This is a genomic window from Maledivibacter halophilus, assembly GCF_900167445.1.
Taxonomy (GTDB): domain Bacteria; phylum Bacillota; class Clostridia; order Peptostreptococcales; family Caminicellaceae; genus Maledivibacter; species Maledivibacter halophilus.
In genome coordinates, this window is the sequence record NZ_FUZT01000001.1 from 575,873 (window position 1) to 599,206 (window position 23,334).

Here is a 23,334-nt window from a genome sequence, read left to right on the forward strand (position 1 = left end):
ACCAATTAATTACAAAATCAATTATAATAGATTTTGGGTGATGGGATATGAAAAAATTTTATATTATACTAATAGTAACTTTTTTATTGACCTCCTGTTCAAATAATGAGGTTGAGGTGGCTGTGGAAAAACTTGAGTCAGATAACAGTCTTTTAAAGGAACAAATTAAATCCTTAGAAAAGGAAAATCAATTACTTAACAATCAAAATAAGGAATTAGTAGAGAAAAATAAAAGCCTTAATGAGGGAATAAAGAAAAAGGATTCAAAGATTGATACGCTAAAAAAAGAAATAGAAACATTCCAGCAGCACCAATCCTTTTCTGATAATATAAAAAAGACAAAGGTTTTAGATGCTGATCTCAATAATGATGGGGAAAGAGAAATTATTAAACTTGAATCTAGCCAAAATAAATACTATAGACTGTTTACTAATGATATTTCTATAACAAGTATAGGTTTAAATGTAGACTATGATTTTAAAGTTGTAGACATTGATATTGAAGATCATGTAAAGGAAATTGCAATAAGTGAATGGGGATCAAATAGTAAAGAACCAAAAACTAAATTTTACATATACTCTACAGACAATATATATTACATAGGTAAAATTCATGGACATATTAATGATATAACTATTAATGGTGATGGAAGTTTAATAATACCGGCAAAGGGAAATATCCTTTATTCATGGAGCTATTCTAAGAAATATAAGCTATCTACAGGACATATGCTTGTAGAAGAGCCCCAGGAGCTATATCAAATCAATCAAAAGGTTAAGGTTTTAAAAAGCATTCCATTATTAAAATCTACTACTGAAAATGAAATGATAGCTGCTCTTACTGTAGGAGAGGAAGTAACTTTATTATCCAGTGATAATAAAAAATGGTGTCAGGTGGAAAAGGCAAATGGAGTAAAGGGATGGTTTGAAGTAGAAGACTTTGATAAAATCAAGGGAACAGAGTACACAGCAAAGGATGTTTTTGAGGGATTAGATAATAATAGTTGAGAAAATTATAGATAATTCTAATTTCCTCAGTTAATAATTGAAGCCTATTAGTTTTATTTAAAAAACTAGTAGGTTTTTTTGTGCTGAAAAATAGTAGGGAAAAACAGCGTTTGCTATACTTTATATAGGAAAAAAATAAAAAAATTACACAAGTTACAAATTATGACAACATTTTTGGCTGAATTTGTGTATTATATATATTAAGGACATTAATTAGTTTTGTATCGGATTAATAGGGGGAACATATGATGCTAGAATATATATGGGTTGCGGTTTTTGCTTCTTTTCCAGAGGCTGCATTAGCACTTCTTATGGGATTCAATCTATCAAATGTAAGGGATATAAAATTGTGGAAGATTTTAATTGTTGCAGGAATTCAATCTGGAATTGCTTTGTTTGTAAGAATGACTAATGTATATTTCGGACTTCATTCAATAGTGCAAATTATAACATTATATTTACTTGTTATTATATTTTTTAAAATTAAATATTATAAAGCCATTATTCCAGTAGCTATAAGCTATATATCACAAGTGGCACTTCAAAATATTATAATACCGATAATTAGTATAGCTTTTAGAATAGATATAGCTAATTTATATTATAATTCTAAAAAATTAATTTTAGTTAGTATTCCGGTTTCTTTAATATACTTGATTTTCCTGATGATTATTATAAGAAAAAATCTATATCTATGTGATATTAATGATTAGAAGGTGGTAGTTTTGAAGAACAAAAATAAATATATAATTATATTTACCATGTTATTTCAAGCCATTATTATAAGTATACTTAATGGTATAATATGGAATTCTAATACTTTAAATATAATTGAAGAAAATATATTCTTTAATTATATTCTTACAGTAATTATAGTAATAACAACCACTCTTATATTTATTTCCTTAAAAAAATTTAGCTATTATGAAAAAAAGGAAGCAGAATTCAAGTTAATAAAAGCCAATATGAAAAATACAGAAGAGTTAATAAATTTATTACATTCCCAAAGACTAGAATATTTAACCCATATTCAATCTATAGGGGCACTGGTATATTTAGAAGAATATGAAGAACTATCTAAGTATTTAAAAGGTATATCTAAGAATTATAGATTCAATGGTGGTATTATCAGTGCAGGACATCCAGCACTTACTGCATTGATTAATGCTAAAAGAGAAATAGCCCGTGAAAAAAATATATTTTTCTATACTAGAATCAAACAAAAACTGAATTGTATGAATATACCTTCTTGGGATTTATGTATACTTTTTTCAAACCTTATTGAAAATGCAATAGAAGCAGCCTCAATGACGGAGGGAAAAAAGTGGATGAAGGTAGTGATTGATTATTATAATAATAATTTTGTGTTTGAAATTGAAAATACAGGACAAATGGAAAATAATATTATGAAAAATTTATTTAAACAGGGAAATACCTCAAAGGCATCTTCGGGAAGGGGATATGGACTATATATTTCTAAAAAAATTCTGGACAAGTACGATGGTTCTATAGATATCAAAAATACAGATATAGGTACAGTATTATGTACTGTAACATTACCTAGGGAGGTAGGTAATTATAATGAAGAGGTTAGCTGATAGTATTTCAAACTATATGGCAAAGGAATTGAAATATGATGATGAAAAGAGGGAGATACTTTCCTATGGTCTACAGGTTTTTTTAGGAGATTTAGCAAAAACTATAAGTATGTTGGTATTAGCATATTTTTTAAATATTTTTATTACTACTTTAGTTGTAATGATATCATTTGTTTTTTTTAGAAGAATTATTGGAGGAACCCATGCTGATACTTATAATAAATGTTATTTTGTTAGTGTTCTTTTAATACTTTTATTAGGAAAAGTGGGAGAAATAGTTGATCTAAAATTTACACAGATTACGATATTAATTTTAATAGTTTATATATTAGCTGTGATAGCCACAATTTTATGGATTCCTGCAGGGACTGAAAAGAAAATGATAAAAAATAAAGCTACACGAAAAAAAATAAAAATTGAAACAATGATTTTATTAACATTTTGGGCTATATTAATTAGCTATTTAAACAGCTTAGAGCTATTTAAATATGTAATATCAAGCTTATTAGGTGTTGCTCTAGCATTTTTCTTTACAACTCCATTAGGTTATAGATTTATGGACTTTAAATTACTTAAGATAAATATTAACTAAAGGGGGATAATCAAATATGTTTAAAAGCTTAAAAACTTTTTTATTATCATCAGCAGCTTGTTTACTTACTTTAGTAGCTATGAGTGGCGTTAGTACTAGATGTTGGTATTGGACTTATGAACCAGATATTCCAGAAAGCTTAAAGAGGGATTTATAATTCAAGATTTAACTTTTAATGGATGTTTTAATATGTAGCGACGATCAGTATTTAGGAAAAATGCTAGAGAAAATAACACCTTTAGTAAATAAGGTAAAAAATAGTTTACCGTAGATAAGTTTCATCTTTATCACAGTATATATGGAGTACGCAATAAATTCTTATTACGTATTTCCATATATTTTTTTGAAGCCCGTTAATATTTAGGACTTTAAAAGGAGGCAGGGATTATGAAAGCTATTCAAAATGAAATATTAAATGAGAATGATAATAATTTAGATAAACTAGCTATTAAAGAAGAAGGACATATAAATTTTGTAATGGTAAAGGACATATTATATTTTGAAAAAAGTCATAGAAAGGTTTTAGCCCATACAGCTAAAAATACATACACTTTGAACAGCACTTTAAAGGAGCTAGAAGAAAATTTAGACGATAAATTTACTAAAACCCATAGATCCTTCATAGTTAATAAGAAGAAAATCAAAAAGATAAAAGAAGTAGGTGACCGGACATACGAAATTCAATTTTTTGATACTGATAAGAAGGCTAGTTTAAGCAGAAAAAAATATGAGGAACTAATGAAAGGCTTGTCTATTTTTTAGAGAAATAATAGATATGAGATGATTGTACAAAAGAGATTGTGTTCTACATCTTTATTTAGTAATATATTTGTAAATTAATAAATAGGGAAGTGAACTATGAAGTTTAGAAAATATGTGCTTAGATGAAATAATTAGCTTTTTTTGGCAAGAATCTAAAGGAGAGTAAGTTAAAAAGGAGAAATCTTGTTAATATGCTGTCAAAGAAAGTACCAATATAAATGGTTCTACGATGTTACTAAAATTTGTTTATTGAAAGAAGAGATTTTGTTATTAGATTAAAGCCCAAGTACTAATATAATAAGTGCTGTATAAAAAATAAAGAGGGAGGGAATATAAAGGATGCTGATTCAATGTACAAAGAAACTAATGGATATTCTTAAAACTAAGACAACTTTGATTAAAGATGAAAAACCACTCTTTTCATGGCATGCAAACCTGATAAGTATTAATCGTAGAAATACCGTAGTCCTTGTCAATGATAGCAATCGTTATACAATTATTTTGTATGGACTAAAGTCCAAAGACTTTAAAAAGCTTGATGAAATTGCAATCAATGCTATTCGTGAGACTTTACTGGCGGAAGGGATAAAAGCTGAAATTGTAGAAGAATTTATAAATGCTTCGCCTAAAGTTAGCTATGCCAAAACAAAAAATAGATCAATGGTTGCAAGGATGAATAAATCTTGTGATAATGTATATTCTTCTGGAGAAATATTGGATGCAAATTCCATAAATCAAAGCAATGTTAGTATGGTAGTAAGTGCTCTGCTTGTGGGTAATGGGAAAAATGAGTACATATATCCCAATGAAAATATGTACAAGGATTTGGAAAACTTTGTATCTTCATCTATCTTTAGCTGTAGGGCCCTAGAGCTAAAAATATTACTTAATCTTTTAAATCACAAGGTTTGGAGAAGTATCATTGTGCCAGATTATATTACATTTAAGCAGTTTCATCATATACTTCAAATTGTATTTGATTGGAAGGATTATCATCTTCATGATTTTTATGTATTTGATGGTGACAAGCCTGTTGTTAATTTAGTTTGTAGTAATGATGCTTTTGAATATCCAAATGAAGTACCTATGCTGCAAGAAAGCAATATTAAACTATCAGAATATCTTCCTAAATACTCAAGGATAAAATACAACTATGATTTTGGCGACAACTGGGAGCACTATATTACTGTAGAAAAAACAATTGAAAACTATATGAAAAATTATCCTATATGCATAGACGGTAAAGGAAATGCACCACCAGAGGATGTAGGTGGAGAGTTAGGGTATGATGAATTTTTAGAAGCAATATCTGATCCTAAGCATCCTGAGCATCATGATATGGTAAATTGGTCTAAAATGCAGGGGTATAGAAATTTTGATTTTGAATTGGTTAATAGAAGACTTAAAGTATCATTAAAGAGATTGAGCTAGAGAATATTGTAAAAATTTTTATATGAAGAATCAATGAAAGACTTATCTATTCTTCAGAGAAATAATAGATAGGTCTTTGTTATGTTTTTGAATTATTTAATTGAGTAAATTGTATAGTTACTTTTGGCAAAAATTGTCTGCTGTATATAGTTTGAAAATTTTCATAGATATACCATATATATTATGCAACTTAGCCAAATTATAGTTATGCAATTTTTTTAATTATGAATTATCAAATATGTATTGGAAATGGTCAAATATGCCTCAAAAACGGTCAGTTATAGATGAAATATGGACAGTTGTGCAAAAGGGGTTGTGTTTTACATCTATGTTTAGTAATATATTTACAAAGATGTAAAATAGTTTTGTCGGCGGAAAGATTTTGCATTAGAAATTAGTTTTAACAATATATATTATTAAGGAGGTAAATTTATGAAAAGGTCAATTAAAGTATTAACTGTTGCATTAAGTCTTATTATTCTATTTGCATTTCAACCTGTATATGCTTACAATTTAGATAGAAGTGTTGTACAAGATAATATGTATAAATTCTATAAAGTAGATGGAATAGATTTAAAAGCGAAAAAAATAGTTATAAATTTTGAGGAGGCAATTGATAATCTGAATAGTAAAATATGTAAGTATGAAGAAAATATAAGCGAAACTAACGATACTTATAATATCCTTATTGAAAAAGCATATGAAGTAAGTAAAGAAATAGGAATATATAATGCTTTTAAAGATGAAGTTATAAGAAGACAAAAAGAAGGTTTGAAAATTAATAAAATTACTATTTATGAGACTGAGCCTAAAGAAATTTCTGAATATACGTCAAGTGATGATTTCACATATAGGGGTTATAATATGAAAGAAGTTTTTATGGAAATTGATTATGTAGGGTTACCAGATGCAAGATATAAAGGAAAAGCAATAGAAACAGTAATAAATAAAGCTTTTACAATAGGACTTGGATATGGTCCTCCATTAGTATGGGTTCCTGCAACAATATTAGGTGTAGGTAGTCCAATAAGTCCACATACAGATGATATTTTAGTGGTAATGCCTGAATCAACTATTACTAGTAGATATATTCTTGTTGAAGATTCAGATCATATTTATAGTAATTTAGATAATAAATATTATACTTTTTCTGGAGCACAACGTGGTTGGTATGAGATTGACATTTCTTATCAAAGGGCAGGAAGATCGGATATAAATGAATCTCAGGAATTTACGAGAGTAACTGACCATTATTGGGACAGAAACTATTTAATAGAAGAAGCATATGATAGTTACATTAACTACTATACAGATCCATATTATGAAACTTTAGATGTTATTTATTATGATTATCCAGATGAAGACTAAATGAAATTATCCAATTTCTTGTTCTGAAAGGAAAAAAGCTAGGAAATTTCATATGAAATTTCCTAGCTTCTCTAAATCTTTTAATATTTATATCATTGAATTGTATTTATAAATGTAGCATTGAAATAATTAATGGAGTATATTATATAACATATTAAAATTAAATATTGAAAGAAGGAAAAATATGAATACTAAAAAATTAATATTAGCATTGCTGATATTTATTTCAATCATTATCCTGCCATTTATATCTCCAAGGTTTGGAAGAAAGATAGATAATTTTAAATATGAGGAAACGAAAACAATAAAAGAAGATGGAGTTTCTAAAACTAAAGACACATATATTCGCGGAAGTAGTCAAATAGACATCCTGTATGATTCTGAAACAAAGAATCAATTTGATGTTATTATAAATAATGAAGAGATATACAAAGTAAGATACGCTGATAATGATGTGTTTATTAAATTTCCTGACCAAAGAGAATACAATTATGAAACAAAAGGTAAGGATATTTTATTTAGAAGACATCATTATTTTAAGTTTTTAAATATATTAGAAAATGATATAAATAAAATGTATATATCCTATATAATTATAAACGCATTTATTATAATAATAGGATTAGTAATGTTTTTCAATCCCAGCTTAGTTATAAACATGAGAGCTTTATTTCTATATGAAAGCTATGAACCTAGTGTATTTTATATATTTTTTGTTAAATTTATTGGAGCTTGCTTTATTGGTTTAGCAATACTAATAGCCCTTAGATTTATAATATAACAAAAAAAGAATGACAAGGGACGGTTCTTTGTCATTGTTTTGTTGTTATGGTATAAATAAGGTTTAGATGAAGGTGTGAAGCAAATGGTAAGAAAAAGAAGGGAATTAAGTAGTACAGGAATATATCATATAATGATAAGAGGAAATGAAAAAAGAAATATATTTCTTGACGATGATGATAGAGAAAAATTTATTAACATACTATTTGATAAGAAAAAAGATAATGAATATAAGCTTTATGCATATTGTTTGATGAACAATCATGTTCATTTACTATTAAAAGAGGAAAAAGAGGATATATCTAGAAATATGAAAAGAATAAATATAAGCTATGCATATTATTTCAACAAAAAATATGAAAGAGTAGGACATGTATTCCAAGATAGATTCAAGAGTGAAACAGTAGAGGATGATATATACTTATTGCAAGTAATAAGATATATACACAATAATCCAGTAAAAGCTGGAATAGTAAAAAGCCCTTTAAAATATAAATGGAGTAGTTATAGTTCATATACTTCAAAGGGTTATAATAAAAATAGTATAGTAGATAATAATTTTATATTGCTGATGTTCTCAAAAAATAAAAGAGAAGCAGTAAAACTATTTATAGAATATTCATTACAAGAAAACGAAGATGTTTTTATTGATGAAAGAAAAAAAGAAAAGAAGAAAAAAATTATATTGACTGAAAAAGCAGCAAGAGATTTTATAGATAAGTTTTTAAACAAAAATAATTTAAAATTAGATGAAATAAGAAATAAGGAAAATAAAAAGTTAAGAAATGAGTTAATTTTAGAGTTGAGAAAAAAATCAAATTTGTCAATTAGAAATATTTCTAGTTTATTAAAAATCAGTAGGGGCGTTGTGCAAAATGTGAAAACATGACAAGGAACCGTCCCCTGTCACGCGAAGGAGTGTATACATGAATAATAAGAATTTAGCAGGTTTTTTATGGAACTTTGTTCTTTTCCTGGGCTTTTTTAGCTTTGTGAGTAGTTTTATATCTCCTATTAAATTTATCAGCAATACTATAAGTGGAGTTTTTATTATTACTTTATTTTTTATACCCTATCTTAAAAGACCTAATATATGGACTAAGATTATAATGTTAGTTGGTTTTACATATATATTAAGTCTTTTTTTAGATAGAATTTATCCAATAAACTCTTTTATAATAGTTATATTTAAATTAATTTCTATAGTTTTAGCTTTAGGTATCTTTTTTACAAATTTATTTTTTCCAAGGGTTTTTAATTGTGAAGAAAAGATTAAAGATAGTAAGGATAATGAATTTATTTTACCTCCTAAGCCCTACAGAAAACATCCCATTAGAAGCAATATAATATATTTTTTAACACAGTATATATTGATTTTTATAAATCCTATTCAGTTATATCAGAATATATTTGCTTTAATTGGTTCCTTAATAGCCGAATTAAGAAAAATCAAAACAAATTTTTCTCCTAAGGATTTTAATAGTAGTGTAGAATATCATCTCCCTTTTTCTGGAGAATGGATAGTTGTAAGTGGAGGTATAAACCAAGAAGATTCTCATTCATGGAATGTTATAAATCAAAGGTATGCCTATGATTTTGTAAAAATTGATTCTAATAAATCCACCCATACAAGAAGCGGAAAAAATTTAAATGATTATTATTGTTACGGTAAGCCTGTGCTAGCACCAGCAGAAGGAAGGGTAGTTGCTGTAAAAGGAAATGTTTGTAATGCTAAAAATCCTGGAACCATGTGGATCGATTTTTTAGCAAGGGATTTTCGTGGAAACTATGTTATTATAAAACATGCTGAAAAAGAATATTCCTTTATGGGTCATTTTATTCCAGGTAGTATTATGGTTAAAAAAGGGGAATTTGTAGGAAAGCATCAAGTAATAGGTCAATGCGGAAATTCTGGATATTCAACAGAGCCCCACCTTCATTTCCATTTACAGGATCATCCCAATTTTTATCTAGCAATAGGATTACCGATAAAGTTTAAAAACTTAAAAATAGAAGGTGAAAAATTTAAAGAAGCTTATATAAAAAGGGGAGAGAAGGTAGAGATTGAATGACAAAGGACGGTTCTTTGTCATTCTTTTGCTATTATGGTATAAATAAGGTTTAGATAAAGGTGTGAAGCAAAGGGTAAGAAAAAGAAGGGAATTAAGTAATACAGGAATATATCATATAATGATAAGAGGAAATGAAAATAAGAAAAAAATCATATTGACTGAAAAAGCAGCAAGAGGTTTTATAGATAGGTTTTTAAACAAAAATAATTTAAAATTAGTAGGGGAGTTGTGCAAAATATGAAAACATGACAAAGAATCGTCCCCCGTCCCCTAATATTAAGGAAAGGAGCAAATAAAATGAAAAAATCATTATTTGCGACATTAATTCTATGTATGATTTTCATCTCAATGATCGGAGGAAGTGCTTTTGCTGATAACGATACAAAATTAGTGTTAGATATGGGAATACTGCAAATTGAAACAAATTATGATGTCCATAACACAATTGTTTCATACGAAGAATCGTGTAATAAAGTTGTTGCTATTATTAGAGATAGGGAGACTTTTAAAATTATTGATAAATATGAGCAACTTGTAATTGAAGATCCTTTAACACAGGAAATTAATATTTTAAGAAGTGGATACTTAACAGTTCCCTTAAGAAGAGAATATAATCCTACTTCTAGTAATACAACTACTATTACTGCCTTGATAGAAACTAAACTATATAAAGAGACAATACTTGGACAGGTAGTTTACACATTGATTGATGTTAATGATTATGATCATTATTTGTCAGGAAGTAAACCTTTTGAATTAGAAAATAAATATACTAGTATACAAAAGCAAACATCATCATATTGTGATCTTAACATAACTGGTACTATGAAAGCCACAAAACAACAGGCTACATCAGCAGGACTTTCATTTGAATTCTTGGACGGTTTAGGGTTTGGTATGTCAGGTGAGTCAACTAGCCCGTGGCATGCAAGATTAGCATATAATGGTTCTGTGAGAATAACTGTTGATTAAATTTAATTTATATGACAAGGGACGGTTCTTTGTCATTCTTTTGTTGTTATGGTATAAATAAGGTTTAGATAAAGGTGTGAAGCAAAGGGTAAGAAAAGGAAGGGAATTAAGTAGTACAGGAATATATCATATAATGATAAGAAGAAATGGAAAAAGAAAAAAATTATATTGACTGAAAAAGCAGCAAGAGATTTTATAGATAGGTTTTTAAACAAAAATAATTTGAAATTAGTAGGGGCGTTGTGCAAAATGTGAAAATATGACAAAAAACCGTCCCCTATCACGTATCACGTAGAAGCCTTTCTTTGATTTATTTTGTCCCATCTTAATAGAATCTTAAGAAAATCTTCAAGTTTTCCATAAGGATTTTAGGATTTTAAACCTCTATAATAAAACTATAATCAATTAACTAATGAAGGAGGAAAAGGAAATATGAAAGTTGATGTTTATGTACTTTATGGAGGAAAATCTGTGGAGCATGAGGTATCTTTACTAACTGCTTTATCTATTATTAATGCTTTAAATAAAGAGAAGTACAATGTATATCCTATTTACATTACAAAGAATGGGATTTGGTATAATAAAGGACTTGTAAGGGAGACAATAAAGGATGTAGGGGAGTTAAAGAATTTTTCTACAAAATCTATTTTAAAATCTATAGCTGAAGATTTTTTGAAGAAAATAAAAGCTAATACCAGAACTGTTATTTTTCCTGCTTTACATGGAACAAATGGTGAAGATGGAACAATTCAAGGGCTTTTAGAGCTTTTGGATGTGCCTTATGTAGGCAATGGAATTATGGCATCGGCAGTAGGTTTTGATAAAGCCATGACGAAGGAATTATTTTCAAAGGCTAATGTGCCCCAAGCTCAATATGAAATTTTAGATTATCAAGAATGGATAAAAAGTGAAAAAGACAGCTATGTAAGATTAGAGGAGGCAATTGGTTATCCCTGCTTTGTAAAGCCCGCAAGATTAGGGTCAAGTGTAGGTATTAATCGCTGTGGAAACATAGAAGAATTAAAAGAAGCAATTAATGAAGCCTTTTTTTATGATATCAAGCTAGTTATTGAAAAAGAAATCATTGGGAGAGAGATGCAAATATCAGTTATTGGCAATGAAAGCCCTAAAAGCTCTGTAATAGGAGAGTTTATACAGGAAAAACCCTTTATGGATTACTCAGCTAAGTACCTTGATGGAAAGCTTATTCCTGTTATACCAGCAAGGCTGTCAGATGAAATTACTTCTAAAATGCAGGAAACAGCTCTTAAAATCTTTAAACTTTTAAATTGTAATGGTTTGGCAAGAGTAGATTATTTCGTAAGCCATAATGATAAGTTTTTTGTTAATGAAATTAACACCATGCCAGGATTTACAAAGGCTAGTATGACACCTGTTCTATGGGAGAAAACAGATGGAACCTCCTATCAACAGCTTATAGAGAAGCTCATAGAATATGCCTTCGAACGCCATGAGAAAAAAGGAACATTGCTATATGATAGGAGGATAATATGATTAAACGAAAATTAAAAGATATTGAGAGAATGGTTAAGGGTAATGGATTAGATGAAAAAGGAGAAAGTTTCTGGATAGAAGGGGTTTCAATAGATACAAGAAGTATTAAAACCAATCAGCTCTATATCCCCATAAAGGGGGAGAGATTTAATGGCCATGATTTTATTGAAGAAGCGATAAAAAAGGGAGCTGCAGCTGCTCTATGGAGTAAAGATGAACCAACTAAAACAAAAGACTTTCCATTAATTTTTGTAGATGATACATTATTAGCTATTCAAGAATTGGCGAGGCAATATCGAAAGGAATTGCCTGTAAAGGTAATTGGCATTACAGGAAGTAATGGAAAAACTTCAACTAAGGACATTTTAGCTAGTATTTTAAAGACAAAATATAAAACCCATAAGACCCTTGGAAATTTAAACAATCATTTAGGAGTGCCTCTAACATTATTACAAATGAAAGAGGATGCGGAGGTAGCAGTAATAGAGATGGGTATGTCAGCCTTAGGGGAAATAGAAACCTTATCTAATATTGCCTTACCCGATATTGGAGTTATAACCAATTCAACCAATGTACATATCAATACTCTGGGTTCTGTAGAGAATATCCTTAAGGCTAAGCTAGAAATAGTATCAGGATTAAAGGAGGATGGGCTATTGGTATACTTAGGGGATAGCTTACCCTTGCATAAGGGTGTAGAAGGTCTTAATCTGACACAGAGAAAAGAAACCTTTGGAACTAAGCTAAATAATGATTATGCTGTAGAATTTACATCACTTAATAAAAAAGGAATCTGCTTTGAATTAAAAAAGCCTGTTTGTAGAAATTTTTTCTTGTCCATGTTTGGTAAAAACCAGGTTTATAATGGAGCTGCTGCTATTGCAGTGGCTAGATACCTTAATGTCCCCTATAACTTAATTGAGAAGGGATTGTCTATGGTAGATAGTACAGGAATGAGAAATGAGCTGATTCATAGTGCCGGATTTGATATTTTAAATGATGTCTACAAGTCAAATCCTATAAGCTTAAGAGCTGCATTAGAAACCATATATTCCTTCAAGGGATATAATAAAAAGATCGTTGTCCTTGGAGATATGATAGGGACTGGGGAAAATGAAGTGGGGATACATGAAAAGATAGGTGAAGATATTAGATCAGATGAAATAGATTATGTTTTTACAATAGGAAAATTAGCTGAGCATATTGCTGTAAAAGCTAAAATTAGGCTTGGAGATAATAAAGTTTTTTCATTTAATAAGAAGAAGGACTTATTAAAAAACTTAAAGGAAGTGATAAATAAAGATACTATTATATTGGTAAAGGGCTCTAGAGGACTGCATTTAGAAGAGGTTGTGGATAACTTAAAGGACTTTACACCTATAATATCTTAATAGTATAGGTGACAGATAAGCCTTTTACTTATACCTAAAATAGTATAAAATAATGAAGATAAATAATAAAAAATTATTGGAAAGGGTATATGTAAAAAATGGTGGAAAGAAATAAAATATTAATTATAGATGATGAAAAGGAAATTGCAGATTTAGTGGGAATTTACTTGATGAATGAAGGTTATAGTGTATTAAAAGCCTATACTGGCAAAGAAGCATTGGAAACTTTAGAAAAGGAGGCTATTGATTTAGCGATTCTTGACATTATGATGCCAGGGATTGACGGTCTTGAAGTATGTAGAAGGATACGTAAAGATAAGAATATACCTATTTTGATGTTAAGTGCTAAGTCGGAAGATATAGACAAAATTCTTGGCTTGACAACAGGAGCCGATGACTATTTAACAAAGCCCTTTAACCCCTTAGAATTAATTGCAAGGGTTAAATCTCAGCTAAGGAGATATTTATATTTAAATCCTAAAAATTCTAGGGAAACCTATGAAAAGGATGAAATTGTTTGTAAAGGTTTAACTATAAATAAAGCTATACATACCGTAACACTATTTGATAATATTGTAAACCTGACACCTATCGAGTTTGATATCCTACTATTACTGGCTAGTAATCCTGGAAAGGTATATACAGTTGATGAAATATTTCATATAGTATGGAAGGAAGACTATTTAGAGTCAGATAATACGGTTAGAGTACATATTAGGAAAATTCGAGAAAAGATAGAAAGTGACTCCAAAAACCCTTTATTCATTAAAACGATATGGGGGGTAGGCTATAAATTTGAAGATTAAAATGATAAAGAGTATAAGATGGAAAATCCTATTTGTTTTTATTATAAGTATTTTAGCAGCTTCAATTACAGTAGTTGGATTGATATTATTTGCTTTGGCTTTGGGTAGGAATTTTAAACTCTTTTATGATATTCTTAAATTACTATATGATACAATAGGGGTTTTACCTTTAGGAGTATTGGCAGGAATTTTATTTTTTATTATTTACTTCTTTCTATTAAGTCAAAAAACTATTCGTTATTTAGAGGAAATTACTCAAAGCTTAGACTTAATAGCAAAGGGGAATTTTGATGTTGAAATTCCCATCAAGTCAAATAATGAATTAGGAGTATTAGCAGCAAATATTAACCTTATGGCTAGTCAAATAAAGAAGTCTATTGAAGAAGAAAGAAATGCGGAGAAAAAGAAAAATGAATTGGTTACAGGTGTATCCCACGATTTACGCACCCCTTTAACCTCTATTTTAGGCTATTTAGGGTTAATTGTTAATGACCAATATAAAGACGAGATTGTACTTCGATATTATATTGATATTGCCCATACTAAGGCATTGCATTTAAAGGGCTTGATTGACCAACTTTTTGAGTATACCCGTGTAAGCTACGGAGGAATGAAGGTTGAAATGAAGAAGGTGAATCTAGTAGAGCTTATGGAGCAGTTAATTGAGGACTTTGCTCCTTCAATGCAAGAAAAAAATATGAAGTGTCAATTACAGGTTTCTAATGAAAGCATTTTTGTTTGGATAGATCCCAATCTAATGGTTAGAGTATTTGAAAATCTAATTTCAAATGCTATCCGCTATGGCCACAAGGGCAAAGCTATAGATATAGAAATAGATGAGGAAAAAGATACTGTAGTCAAAGTAATTAATTATGGAGAGCTAATAGAGTCCCAGGAATTACCCTATTTGTTTGAAAGGTTTTATAGAGTAGAAAAATCCCGTTCTAAAGAATCCGGTGGGACAGGATTGGGGTTGGCTATTGCAAAAAATATAGTAGATTTACATAACGGAGAAATCAAAGCTTATAGTAGTTTAGAGCGTACAGTTTTTGAAGTAAGGTTAAGGAGAAATAAAAGAAAGTTACTAGTAGTATGATTACATATGACAAGGGACGGTTCTTTGTCATTGTTTTGTTGTTATGGTATAAATAAGGTTTAGATGAAGGTGTGAAGCAAATGGTAAGAAAAAGAAGGGAATTAAGTAGTACAGGAATATATCATATAATGATAAGAAGAAATGAAAAAAAGAAAAAAATCATATTGACTGAAAAAGCAGCAAGAGATTTTATAGATAGGTAATAATTTAAAATTAGCAGCGGCGTTGTGCAAAATGTGAAAACATGACAAAGAACCGTCCCCTGTCACGGTATAGAAAAGTAATAATCCCTAGATCAATAGAACCAGGGATTGGATATTAAATCATATTATGGACCTTTTAGAGATATTAAAAACGATCTTTAGGAAATTTTCAATATCTTCAATATTGTGACAATGTAAAGGTGATACCCTTACACAGCCATCAAACTTAAGTGATTTTAACATACGTGAAGAGTATGGACTTGATATTACCCTTTCAAAGGTAATTACACCTTCCTCTTCTAAAAGACTTACAGCTTTTTTATAATCAATATTATCAAATCCAATTGCCATAATAAAATCTCTTTTTGAAAGGTCTTCATAATCTAGATATACTGTAACTCCTTGGATATCCCTTAGACCTTTACAATTTAGTGTACCATTTAGCATATTATACATTAAGGCTCTTTCATGCATTTTTATACGATTCATGCCTTCAACAAATAACTCTCTTCTATCTTCTACATCTAAAAATTGAGCTCCAATCCAACAAATATAATCAACATATGCACTAATGGCTGCAAAGTGACCTGAAGCTGGGCTTCCCAGCTCCCATACAGAGTGGTCTTTAGATATGAGTTTATCATGGGGGAGCTTTGCAACACGCTCTGAAATATATCCAAATCCAATTCCCCTTGGACAACCCATTTTATATGGTGCAATGTTAATTGCATCAACAGGTGTTTTTTCTAAATCAATAACACCGTGGGGTACATGCTGTACTGCATCGCAGATAATATAAAGATCTGGTTTTATGGCTCTTGCAGCCTTTATGATTTCTTCTATATCTAAAATTGCTCCAGAAATATTAGAAGCATATATAACGCTTAATACACATGTGTCTTTGTCAATGAGCTTTACTATTGATTCAAGATCAACACCACCGGTAACTGGATTAGTCTTGGCAACTCTAATTTCCTTTCCCATTTTTTCACCATAGATTACAGCAGAATCATATGCAGATGGATGTTCAAGGACGGTTGTAACAACATTTGTTCCGGGAACATTTTCTATAATAGCCCTTGCCATTTCAAACATAGCCATTGATGCTGTAAGTGAAGTGACAATACTACCTGATTTGGCATTGAAAATTGTTCTTATATCTTCATAGGCCCTCTGTTGAAGCTCATATAGCTTAAGGGCACTACTATTTGAATGCTCTGGACAATCTGGTAATTCATCGATTTTTTTAAATGCGTCACTTGTACTTTTAAGTCTTAGTGCTCCTCCTGCATTATCAAAAAATAACCTTTTCCTTTGTGTCAATGGATCTACATTGAGATGATAAAATTTATCTCTAATTGATTCCATTAATTCATCATTAAATAACTTTCCTTTTATATCCTTTAAATTCATGGCTCTTTCCTCCATTGATATTCTGTTTTTTTATTTAAACATATTTTCTGAACGGGCAATACATAATGTTGATACAACATCTCCGGTTACATTAAGGGAGGTGTGGCCCATATCAATAATTCTATATATTCCTGCAATAAGTCCCATAATATCTGCAGGTAAACCCATTGTACCTAGCAGCATGACTGTTAGAACAATTCCACCACCAGGGATTCCAGGTGCTCCTACTGCAATCATAGTTGTCATCAGTATCAGCATGGCTTGTTGAGCAATGGGCATATCAATTCCATAGATTTGTGCAACAAATATTGTAGCTACTGCTAAATAACCTACGGCACCATTCATATTCATTGTTGCACCAAGGGGTAAAGTAAAACTGGCCAATTCTTCTTTAACACCAAAATCTTCTTCAGCTACTTTAATTGTGACAGGCAAAGTACCTGAACTACTTGTGGTACTTGCTGTTACTGCCCAAATTTTTGGCATGATTCTATAAAAATCCTTTATACTAACTTTGGCAATGAATTTAAGCATAAGTGAATAAAGAACTAGGATTACTGTAATCATAGCAATATAATCTGCAATAATAAACTTTCCAAGGGGACCAAAAATCTTAAGTCCATATTCACCAACTGAAGATGCAATAAGTGCAGTAACACCGATTGGGGAAAATTCCATAACTATATTTGTTACTTTATACATTGTTTGACTGCCTGCATCAAAAATGTTTTTGAATTTTTCTGCTTTTTTACCTGCTAAAGTAATACCTATTCCTAAAAATATTGAAAATATAATAACTTGCATAAGATCTCCCTTAACAAGGGCTTCAAAGGGATTTATTGGAACCATATTTAAAATTACTTCTGAAAATTTAGGTATTGCTTTCATTTCTACACTGCCCTTAGCAACTTGATCTAGTACAAAACCAGTTCCAGGCTTTAAAGTTCTTGCAACAATAATACCAATTATTCCAGCTATACCAGTAGTGACAATATAGTAAAGAAGGGTTTTCGTTCCTACTTTTTTGAGTTTTTGAATATCACCCATACTTGTAATTCCGCTTATAATTGAAAAGAATACTAATGGAACAACTATCATCTTAATAAGTCTTAAGAACAAATCACCTAGAGGCTTTATAATTAGAATTTTTTCTTTAAAGATTAATCCTAAGAGAATTCCCAAAGCAAATCCAATAAAAACTTTAGTACTGAGCTGCATCTTTTTCAAGTTCATCTCCTCCTTAAGTTTATACAGTAATTGGTATAATGTTTTCTAAAATAGCTATATTTACTATAATTAAACAATATTAAAATTTAATTCCTTTCAACATATCAGTATTGAAAATTCCAATAGCGCTATTGATTAAGTTTCAATTTTCTGATAAATCCATTATAATATATTTAGAAAGATAATAATAATGATAAATTTTAAGATTAAATATCGATATTATCGATATTTAAGAAAGGAGATATTATGAATCTAGAAAATCTCAAAACCTTTTTAACAATAGTTGAAACAAAAAGTCTATCTAAAACGGCCAATGTACTATATTTATCTCAATCAACAATCAGCCATAGACTAAAGCAATTAGAAAAAGAGCTTGAGACAAAACTCATTCAAAGAAATCGAGGAGAGAGAGAAGTAACATTAACCCTAGAAGGAGAAGATTTTGTGGAATTAGCAAAAAAGTGGGTGCTATTATGGGAAGAAACAACTAGATGGAAGGAAAAGGATTTTAGACTCAAGATTAAAATTGGATGCTCAGATAGTTTAAATACCTGTGTATTTCCGCCCTTGTACAAATTGCTTATGAAAAATAATTCTCTACTTACTATAAAGGTGCGTTCACATTGGTCCACAGTTATTATAAAATTAGTTGAAAATTATGAATTGGATTTTGGATTAGTTTTAATGCCTGTAAATAATAATAATGTAATTATAGAACCTCTTTTTGATGAAAGATTTGTGGTAGTATCATTTAAAGAAAAAGGATTACAAGATACAGTTCATCCAAAGGATTTAGACCCAAAGAATGAAATATATTTTTACCATGGTCCAGAATATAAAATTTGGCATAATTATTGGTGGGATCCTGCTACAATCAATCGGTCAACTGTTGATACAGCTTCTCTTTTGCTTTCTATATTTGATTCACCAAATTATTGGGCAATTGTTCCAATGTCTATGGCTAGATTATTTAAAGAAAATATCGATATCAAAATTTCTGAATTGTCCAAGCCTGCTCCTAATAGAATATGTTATAAAGTAAAGCACAGAATGCCTAAGAAAACTGCACTACCTTCTATAGAAATTTTTGAAGAAAAATTGCATGAATATATTGAAAGCAATACAATGAAAAAATTAATTGAATAGTAAATATGGAGGAATTGTTTTGGGTTATTAAGAGATGGAGCATAGAATGTCGTATTATGAAAGTATATAGATAAAAAGCTTGAGGAGAAGCTATTTGCAAATATATTATTGAAAGAAATAATGATATATAATATTATAAAGTTAAATATTGGAATAAAGGAAAAGTATAGAGTTTTAGAAATTAATGTTATTATGTGAGCAAATTGCATAATTACCTTCAGTAAAAACTATCTACTATATATAGCCTTAGAATCTACAAAGATACACCACATATATTATGCAATTTTGCCAAGTTAGAATTATGCAATTTCCTCATATAATATTTAGAATTGTATAATTAAGCTTCATATTTAGTATTCAAATTAAAACTATAGGGAGTGAAGAGATGAAGGAAAAAACAATAAATATAATTTCTTGGACTATAGCTATATTTATGATTTTATTATTATTTTTTAAGAATACAGTAGGAATTCCTCAAAGAAATTTTAATGTTATTATGGCAATTAGTCTTGTAATAGTATCTGTAGTTCTTTTATTAAAGAATTATTTTTTGAATAAAAGGTTTAATATATCATATTTAATACTACCGATATTGTTCTTTTCCCTATCATTTTATTATTTTTTATTACTATAGAAAATAAAATTTAAGATGTAGGAAGATGTTACTTAAAAGTAAGAGGAGGAAAATCAATGAATGGGTATAGTGTTGCTTACAAAGCACTTCATGCTTTAAATGTTTATATAAAGAAAAATGAAATATAAGAAGAAAGGAGAGAAGAGAAATAAATAAAGAAAATTAGCTTTCCCTAGAAGCTAATTATTAAAAATAGTTCTCTTCAAAAATCTTTTAGTCCTCTCATTTTTGGGAGTATTAAATATTTTTTCGGATGGACCTTCTTCTACTATTATTCCGTTATCCATAAAGACAACCCTATCGGAAATTTCTTTAGCAAAATTCATTTCATGGGTAACTATTATCATGGTCATACCATCCTTTGCTAAATCCTTTATGGTTTGAAAAACTTCTCCACACAATTCAGGATCAAGGGCTGAGGTAGGTTCATCAAATAACATTATTTCAGGGTCCATAGCTAAAGCCCTTGCAATGGCAACCCTTTGTTTTTGTCCCCCTGAAAGTTGATGAGGATAATTATTTTTTTTATCGGAAAGTTTTACCTTTTCCAATAAATCTAAGGCTCTTTGCCTGGACTTTGTTTTAGAAGCTTTGTTTACAGTAATAAGTGGTTTAGATATATTTTCTAAAACAGTGTAATGGGGGAAGAGATTAAACTGTTGAAATACCATTCCCACCTTCTTACTTAATATTCTATTTGATTTATCATTTTGAATTTCTGTATCTTCTAAAATTATTTTACCACTATCAATATTTTCAAGTTTGGCTATGCATCTTAAAAGGGTGCTTTTTCCGGAGCCACTGGAGCCTATTATTGATACTATGTCTTTATCCTTCACACTAAGGTCTATATTTTTTAGAACCTTTAAATTTGCAAAGGACTTGTTTAAATTTTGAATTTCTAAAATATATTTTTCCTTCATAATATTTTACTCTCCTATTTTGAATATGCTATATTAATATTTTTTTCAATTTTTTTAGTCAATAGAGATACAATATATGTCATTGAAAAGTAGAGAATACCTAAAAACAGGTATATTTCAAAGGCCCTGTAGGTCCTTGTATATATAAGCTGTCCACTCCTTGTAAGCTCGGTTATAGCCAGTACAGAAATAAGGGAGCTTTCTTTAAGCAATGTGGAAAAGGAATTCATAATTGGAGGTACAGCAATCCTTATAGCTTGAGGATAGATTATGTGTATTAGGGTTTGCAGCCTGCTGTATCCTAATACAAAGGAAGCTTCCTTCTGACCTTTTTCCACCGACAATAGACCTGCCCTTATAATTTCAGACATATAGGCTGCATTATTTAAAGAAAGACCTAATATAGCAGCAGTATAGCTGGACATATTTATACCTATTGAAGGAAGTCCATAATATATAAAGAACAATTGTATTAAAAGGGGTGTACCCCTAAATATTTCTATATAAAATGAAAGTATAAAGTCAACAGATTTTATATTGTTTTTTTCAGATCTTAAGGTCCCAATTATAAAGGATAATATTAAAGAGAGTATAAAAGATATAATAGTAACCTTTATGGTAATGAAGGCTGCTGATAATATATAAGGTAAATTATCCAATATGACTTGAAAATTCAATTTGATTCCTCCCTGTGATAACATTTGATATAATTGTATAATATATATGGTAGTCCTCTAGAGTTTTTGATTATGCAATTTCCTCATTTAACAAAAGGGCAAACGAAATGTTTACCCTTTTTAAATATATTTATTTAAAATAATTACATAAATTTTTATTTAATTGTTAGCCAATTTTCCAAAATTTTATCATATTCTCCATTTTCTTTTATCTTGCTTAAGGATTCATTTAATTTTGCTGTTAAATTATTTTCACCGTTTTTCATAACCATAACTATATCAGCAGAGGCAACAGGCTTGTCAATAATTTTAAATTTATCTCCCTGTTTTAAATGGTTTACAGCATATGCGTATCCAACTATTATTCCATCAATTCTATCATTTTCAAGATCAATAAAAGCTTCGGGATTATAATTGTATCTTTTTATTTCTTTAAGACCTTCCATTTTGTCGGCTACTTGTTCACTTCCAGAACCTAATTGAACACCAACTATTTTATCCTTTAAATCTTCAGGATTTTTTATATTTTCTTCATCCTTTTTCACAACAACCACATTGTTAAGCTGATAATAAACATCGCTCATGTTTACATTTTCTACCGCAGCTTCTTTTTTGGACATACAAGTAATTAATACATCAAAATCTCCTTTGTTTAGTCCCCCTAAAAGGGCCTGCCATTCAGCATCTTTGATTTCAACATCTACATTAAGCTCTTTACCTAATGCCTTTGCCAAATCTATATCAAAACCTTCAAATTCTCCGGTTTTTTCATTTCTTGATTCAAAGGGAGGGTATGCTGCACAAAGCCCTACAACTAACTTGCCATTATCTTCAATTCTTTTCCATGAATTATCTACAGAAGCTTCTTCCTCAGATTTGTTTTCGATAGTATCATTTGTATTGGATTCATTTTGACTGCATCCCATAAGTGAAAAACCAAGGGATAAAATAAGAATAAAAGACATAAGTACTTTAATTTTTTTCATTATCTATTTCTCCTTCATTTAAAAGTTTTTTTACTTCATTTATATTGCTGTTTATGTTTATTTCATCAATTGCTGTAAAGGGGATATCCAGTTTGTTTTCTTCAAATTGTTTTTTTAATTCTTCCATAAATATTCCCGGTTCCTCTAAAGATTTTATATTGTTTATTTTTGATATTATTTTATCATCACCTGATAATTCACCTCCCCAATTGGCAGAGCAGGTTTTATTGACACCACAGCTTGGACTGCCGTCTATCCCAATAACTCCTAATATACTATAGCCATTTTCTTGATAATCAATTACTTGGCTTATGATTGGTTTTAGAAGCTCTCTTGACTTTTCCCTAAAGTAGGGAGTATCAAACTGCTCCTTTACGTGTCCCCATCTTTTAATGCCATACATAATCAGCTCAGGACATGGTAATTGAATAATTCCTATTCCTTTTTGAGCAATTAAATTTACCAATTCATAAAGAATACCTGAATATTGGCTTAGCCCTTCAACCTTAGAGTTAGAATTGAGAATGCAGTGGGAGACCAATATAATTTTTTTATTTCTTTCCAAGACTATCACCCCACGTGTAATTATATAAAAAACCTATAGGAATATCTAATAGAAAAAAATTATAATAATAATTTTAATATAAAGTTTTTAAATAGTTGTAAGGGATAGTTTTTGTTATGATTTTGTTTTTTTAGTATAATAAAGTTAAAATGGAGAAGGAGAACAAATTT

The 23,334-nt window shown here is 29.5% G+C and carries 25 protein-coding genes; 19 read left to right on the plus strand and 6 right to left on the minus strand.

The window, feature by feature from the left end; genetic code table 11:
* Nucleotides 1-47 precede the first annotated feature (47 nt).
* The 18 genes from B5X81_RS02625 to B5X81_RS28315 all read left to right on the plus strand — a co-directional run bounded on the left by B5X81_RS02625 (nucleotide 48) and on the right by B5X81_RS28315 (nucleotide 15,593).
* Entirely contained in the window at nucleotides 48-1,007 is a 960-nt protein-coding gene (locus tag B5X81_RS02625; RefSeq protein WP_079489146.1) for an SH3 domain-containing protein, read from the plus strand.
* 245 nt (nucleotides 1,008-1,252) lie between these two features.
* Entirely contained in the window at nucleotides 1,253-1,720 is a 468-nt protein-coding gene (locus B5X81_RS02630) for a hypothetical protein (protein ID WP_139380227.1), read from the plus strand.
* A gap of 12 nt (nucleotides 1,721-1,732) precedes the next feature.
* Nucleotides 1,733-2,605 (plus strand): sensor histidine kinase, encoded by an 873-nt coding sequence (locus B5X81_RS02635; protein WP_079489150.1) that lies wholly within the window; start codon nucleotides 1,733-1,735, stop codon nucleotides 2,603-2,605.
* Complete coding sequence (locus tag B5X81_RS02640; protein ID WP_079489151.1) at nucleotides 2,589-3,197, plus strand: accessory gene regulator ArgB-like protein; 609 nt, start codon at nucleotides 2,589-2,591, stop codon at nucleotides 3,195-3,197. The genes B5X81_RS02635 and B5X81_RS02640 overlap by 17 nt, the downstream gene beginning before the upstream one ends.
* 16 nt (nucleotides 3,198-3,213) lie before the next feature.
* Complete coding sequence (locus tag B5X81_RS02645) at nucleotides 3,214-3,354, plus strand: cyclic lactone autoinducer peptide (protein WP_079489153.1); 141 nt, start codon at nucleotides 3,214-3,216, stop codon at nucleotides 3,352-3,354.
* A 230-nt stretch (nucleotides 3,355-3,584) separates the two neighbouring features.
* Nucleotides 3,585-3,959: a LytR/AlgR family response regulator transcription factor gene (locus tag B5X81_RS02650; RefSeq protein WP_079489154.1), complete on the plus strand. Its 375-nt coding sequence runs from the start codon at nucleotides 3,585-3,587 to the stop codon at nucleotides 3,957-3,959.
* A 339-nt stretch (nucleotides 3,960-4,298) separates the two neighbouring features.
* A complete protein-coding gene (locus tag B5X81_RS02655) occupies nucleotides 4,299-5,390 on the plus strand; it encodes a plasmid pRiA4b ORF-3 family protein (protein WP_079489156.1) in 1,092 nt (363 codons plus the stop codon).
* Nucleotides 5,391-5,822: 432 nt separating this feature from the next.
* Nucleotides 5,823-6,758: a hypothetical protein gene (locus tag B5X81_RS02660; RefSeq protein WP_079489157.1), complete on the plus strand. Its 936-nt coding sequence runs from the start codon at nucleotides 5,823-5,825 to the stop codon at nucleotides 6,756-6,758.
* 184 nt (nucleotides 6,759-6,942) lie between these two features.
* The gene (locus B5X81_RS02665; protein ID WP_079489159.1) at nucleotides 6,943-7,539 is read left to right on the plus strand and encodes a DUF6199 family natural product biosynthesis protein; all 597 of its coding nucleotides are present in this window, start codon (nucleotides 6,943-6,945) and stop codon (nucleotides 7,537-7,539) included.
* 84 nt (nucleotides 7,540-7,623) lie between these two features.
* Nucleotides 7,624-8,427 (plus strand): REP-associated tyrosine transposase, encoded by an 804-nt coding sequence (locus B5X81_RS02670; protein WP_079489160.1) that lies wholly within the window; start codon nucleotides 7,624-7,626, stop codon nucleotides 8,425-8,427.
* 37 nt (nucleotides 8,428-8,464) lie between these two features.
* Nucleotides 8,465-9,610 carry a M23 family metallopeptidase gene (locus B5X81_RS02675; RefSeq protein WP_079489162.1) on the plus strand — a complete coding sequence of 382 codons (1,146 nt, stop codon included), beginning with the start codon at nucleotides 8,465-8,467 and terminating at the stop codon, nucleotides 9,608-9,610.
* Nucleotides 9,611-9,671: 61 nt separating this feature from the next.
* Nucleotides 9,672-9,851 carry a hypothetical protein gene (locus tag B5X81_RS27705; protein ID WP_079489163.1) on the plus strand — a complete coding sequence of 60 codons (180 nt, stop codon included), beginning with the start codon at nucleotides 9,672-9,674 and terminating at the stop codon, nucleotides 9,849-9,851.
* 107 nt (nucleotides 9,852-9,958) lie between these two features.
* The gene (locus tag B5X81_RS02685) at nucleotides 9,959-10,582 is read left to right on the plus strand and encodes a hypothetical protein (protein ID WP_139380228.1); all 624 of its coding nucleotides are present in this window, start codon (nucleotides 9,959-9,961) and stop codon (nucleotides 10,580-10,582) included.
* A gap of 432 nt (nucleotides 10,583-11,014) precedes the next feature.
* Nucleotides 11,015-12,097 carry a D-alanine--D-alanine ligase family protein gene (locus B5X81_RS02690; RefSeq protein ID WP_079489166.1) on the plus strand — a complete coding sequence of 361 codons (1,083 nt, stop codon included), beginning with the start codon at nucleotides 11,015-11,017 and terminating at the stop codon, nucleotides 12,095-12,097.
* Nucleotides 12,094-13,488: a UDP-N-acetylmuramoyl-tripeptide--D-alanyl-D-alanine ligase gene (locus tag B5X81_RS02695; RefSeq protein WP_079489168.1), complete on the plus strand. Its 1,395-nt coding sequence runs from the start codon at nucleotides 12,094-12,096 to the stop codon at nucleotides 13,486-13,488. The genes B5X81_RS02690 and B5X81_RS02695 overlap by 4 nt, the downstream gene beginning before the upstream one ends.
* A gap of 98 nt (nucleotides 13,489-13,586) precedes the next feature.
* Nucleotides 13,587-14,294, plus strand: a complete 708-nt coding sequence (locus B5X81_RS02700) for a response regulator transcription factor (protein ID WP_079489169.1) — start codon at nucleotides 13,587-13,589, stop codon at nucleotides 14,292-14,294.
* Nucleotides 14,284-15,390 (plus strand): sensor histidine kinase, encoded by a 1,107-nt coding sequence (locus B5X81_RS02705; RefSeq protein WP_079489171.1) that lies wholly within the window; start codon nucleotides 14,284-14,286, stop codon nucleotides 15,388-15,390. The genes B5X81_RS02700 and B5X81_RS02705 overlap by 11 nt, the downstream gene beginning before the upstream one ends.
* An 80-nt stretch (nucleotides 15,391-15,470) precedes the next feature.
* Nucleotides 15,471-15,593, plus strand: a complete 123-nt coding sequence (locus tag B5X81_RS28315) for a hypothetical protein (protein WP_280175240.1) — start codon at nucleotides 15,471-15,473, stop codon at nucleotides 15,591-15,593.
* Between the two features lie 120 nt (nucleotides 15,594-15,713).
* Here B5X81_RS28315 and B5X81_RS02710 read toward each other — a convergent pair whose 3' ends face one another.
* On the minus strand, nucleotides 15,714-17,006 hold the full coding sequence (locus B5X81_RS02710; RefSeq protein WP_079489173.1) for an aminotransferase class V-fold PLP-dependent enzyme: 1,293 nt from the start codon (nucleotides 17,004-17,006) through the stop codon (nucleotides 15,714-15,716).
* 30 nt (nucleotides 17,007-17,036) lie between these two features.
* On the minus strand, nucleotides 17,037-18,224 hold the full coding sequence (locus tag B5X81_RS02715) for a dicarboxylate/amino acid:cation symporter (RefSeq protein WP_244281991.1): 1,188 nt from the start codon (nucleotides 18,222-18,224) through the stop codon (nucleotides 17,037-17,039).
* A 255-nt stretch (nucleotides 18,225-18,479) separates the two neighbouring features.
* On the opposite strand from B5X81_RS02715, the gene B5X81_RS02720 reads away from it, so the two are divergent.
* Nucleotides 18,480-19,379: a LysR family transcriptional regulator gene (locus tag B5X81_RS02720; RefSeq protein ID WP_079489176.1), complete on the plus strand. Its 900-nt coding sequence runs from the start codon at nucleotides 18,480-18,482 to the stop codon at nucleotides 19,377-19,379.
* Nucleotides 19,380-20,192: 813 nt separating this feature from the next.
* Here the strand turns inward: B5X81_RS02720 and B5X81_RS02730 are convergent.
* From B5X81_RS02730 to B5X81_RS02745, 4 genes are all read right to left on the minus strand, one after another.
* Nucleotides 20,193-20,921 carry an amino acid ABC transporter ATP-binding protein gene (locus B5X81_RS02730; protein WP_170917269.1) on the minus strand — a complete coding sequence of 243 codons (729 nt, stop codon included), beginning with the start codon at nucleotides 20,919-20,921 and terminating at the stop codon, nucleotides 20,193-20,195.
* 29 nt (nucleotides 20,922-20,950) lie between these two features.
* Complete coding sequence (locus B5X81_RS02735) at nucleotides 20,951-21,613, minus strand: amino acid ABC transporter permease (protein WP_244281979.1); 663 nt, start codon at nucleotides 21,611-21,613, stop codon at nucleotides 20,951-20,953.
* A 155-nt stretch (nucleotides 21,614-21,768) separates the two neighbouring features.
* Nucleotides 21,769-22,599 carry a substrate-binding periplasmic protein gene (locus tag B5X81_RS02740; RefSeq protein WP_079489180.1) on the minus strand — a complete coding sequence of 277 codons (831 nt, stop codon included), beginning with the start codon at nucleotides 22,597-22,599 and terminating at the stop codon, nucleotides 21,769-21,771.
* Nucleotides 22,586-23,164: a CD3072 family TudS-related putative desulfidase gene (locus B5X81_RS02745; RefSeq protein ID WP_079489182.1), complete on the minus strand. Its 579-nt coding sequence runs from the start codon at nucleotides 23,162-23,164 to the stop codon at nucleotides 22,586-22,588. Before B5X81_RS02745 ends, B5X81_RS02740 begins: the two co-directional genes overlap by 14 nt.
* Nucleotides 23,165-23,334: the final 170 nt, after the last annotated feature.

Coding starts and splice junctions, on each gene's coding strand:
- B5X81_RS02625 (WP_079489146.1), top strand. CDS start 48: ATGAAAAAATTTTATATTATACTAATAGTAACTTTTTTATTGACCTCC.
- B5X81_RS02630 (WP_139380227.1), top strand. CDS start 1,253: ATGATGCTAGAATATATATGGGTTGCGGTTTTTGCTTCTTTTCCAGAG.
- B5X81_RS02640 (WP_079489151.1), top strand. CDS start 2,589: ATGAAGAGGTTAGCTGATAGTATTTCAAACTATATGGCAAAGGAATTG.
- B5X81_RS02645 (WP_079489153.1), top strand. CDS start 3,214: ATGTTTAAAAGCTTAAAAACTTTTTTATTATCATCAGCAGCTTGTTTA.
- B5X81_RS02650 (WP_079489154.1), top strand. CDS start 3,585: ATGAAAGCTATTCAAAATGAAATATTAAATGAGAATGATAATAATTTA.
- B5X81_RS02655 (WP_079489156.1), top strand. CDS start 4,299: ATGCTGATTCAATGTACAAAGAAACTAATGGATATTCTTAAAACTAAG.
- B5X81_RS02660 (WP_079489157.1), top strand. CDS start 5,823: ATGAAAAGGTCAATTAAAGTATTAACTGTTGCATTAAGTCTTATTATT.
- B5X81_RS02665 (WP_079489159.1), top strand. CDS start 6,943: ATGAATACTAAAAAATTAATATTAGCATTGCTGATATTTATTTCAATC.
- B5X81_RS02670 (WP_079489160.1), top strand. CDS start 7,624: ATGGTAAGAAAAAGAAGGGAATTAAGTAGTACAGGAATATATCATATA.
- B5X81_RS02675 (WP_079489162.1), top strand. CDS start 8,465: ATGAATAATAAGAATTTAGCAGGTTTTTTATGGAACTTTGTTCTTTTC.
- B5X81_RS02685 (WP_139380228.1), top strand. CDS start 9,959: ATGATCGGAGGAAGTGCTTTTGCTGATAACGATACAAAATTAGTGTTA.
- B5X81_RS02690 (WP_079489166.1), top strand. CDS start 11,015: ATGAAAGTTGATGTTTATGTACTTTATGGAGGAAAATCTGTGGAGCAT.
- B5X81_RS02695 (WP_079489168.1), top strand. CDS start 12,094: ATGATTAAACGAAAATTAAAAGATATTGAGAGAATGGTTAAGGGTAAT.
- B5X81_RS02700 (WP_079489169.1), top strand. CDS start 13,587: ATGGTGGAAAGAAATAAAATATTAATTATAGATGATGAAAAGGAAATT.
- B5X81_RS28315 (WP_280175240.1), top strand. CDS start 15,471: ATGGTAAGAAAAAGAAGGGAATTAAGTAGTACAGGAATATATCATATA.
- B5X81_RS02710 (WP_079489173.1), bottom strand. CDS start 17,006: ATGAATTTAAAGGATATAAAAGGAAAGTTATTTAATGATGAATTAATG.
- B5X81_RS02715 (WP_244281991.1), bottom strand. CDS start 18,224: ATGCAGCTCAGTACTAAAGTTTTTATTGGATTTGCTTTGGGAATTCTC.
- B5X81_RS02720 (WP_079489176.1), top strand. CDS start 18,480: ATGAATCTAGAAAATCTCAAAACCTTTTTAACAATAGTTGAAACAAAA.
- B5X81_RS02740 (WP_079489180.1), bottom strand. CDS start 22,599: ATGAAAAAAATTAAAGTACTTATGTCTTTTATTCTTATTTTATCCCTT.